Annotated in this window: 1 protein-coding gene and 2 pseudogenes; 2 read left to right on the forward strand and 1 reads right to left on the reverse strand. The window is 35.3% G+C overall.

Translation table 11 applies throughout. The annotated features are described in order from the left end of the window. Window positions 1-128 (reverse strand): annotated as a pseudogene (locus tag FD44_RS10920) (site-specific integrase); the annotation flags it as partial. A 76-nt stretch (window positions 129-204) separates the two neighbouring features. Here FD44_RS10920 and FD44_RS10175 point away from each other — a divergent pair. Next, window positions 205-483, forward strand: a complete 279-nt coding sequence (locus tag FD44_RS10175; protein ID WP_010620850.1) for a type II toxin-antitoxin system Phd/YefM family antitoxin — start codon at window positions 205-207, stop codon at window positions 481-483. Next, a pseudogene (locus FD44_RS10180) lies at window positions 483-614 on the forward strand (type II toxin-antitoxin system YafQ family toxin); the annotation flags it as partial. The gene FD44_RS10175 and the pseudogene FD44_RS10180, both read left to right, overlap by 1 nt.

A 614-nucleotide genomic window follows, 5' to 3' on the forward strand; every position in this document is an offset into this window, starting at 1 on the left:
AACAGTGTCGCTTTGCCAACTTGAAAAACTGTATAGTTACGCCGGCCAGCTTTAAAGTTGTTGAGTAAGGTATCTTGAACCTCCTTGAGAACATTTGAATCTTTGATGGGTAAGACAACTTGTTGCATAGTTTTAGCTCCTTAAAAAATTGATTTTTAGTACAAATTAAAGTACAATATTAAGTACAATGAAAGGGTGGTAAATATGACATTAGCACTAACACAGAGCGATTTTCGCGCTAACCTAAAAAAATATTTAGATCAAGTTAATGACGAAGACGAAACCGTTTATATTGCTCGTTCAAATAGTCGCGCAGTAGCCATCGTTTCACAAGAAAAAATGGACTGGTTAGAAAGAGCATTAAAAGCTAAAGAAGGTTCGTTAGAATATGCAATTGCACGTGATCAGTTAATTAAACGCCATGTTTTACCTGACGATGAAATTGTTGAATCAGATGATGGTTATTGGGGTCAGTTTAAATAATGAAAAAACTAAGATTTAAACCACGTGCAACCTTTAATGCTGATCTAAAACGGTTAGCCAGTTTAGACAAATCTATTATTGATGAAGTTCGAGCAGCCATTGACCTGTTGCTTGAGCAACAACAATTACCA

The organism is Secundilactobacillus malefermentans DSM 5705 = KCTC 3548 (genome assembly GCF_001436395.1).
GTDB lineage: Bacteria > Bacillota > Bacilli > Lactobacillales > Lactobacillaceae > Secundilactobacillus > Secundilactobacillus malefermentans.

What these genes read in the sequence shown, in the direction of transcription:
- FD44_RS10175 (WP_010620850.1), top strand. Translation starts at nt 205, where the DNA reads ATGACATTAGCACTAACACAGAGCGATTTTCGCGCTAACCTAAAAAAA.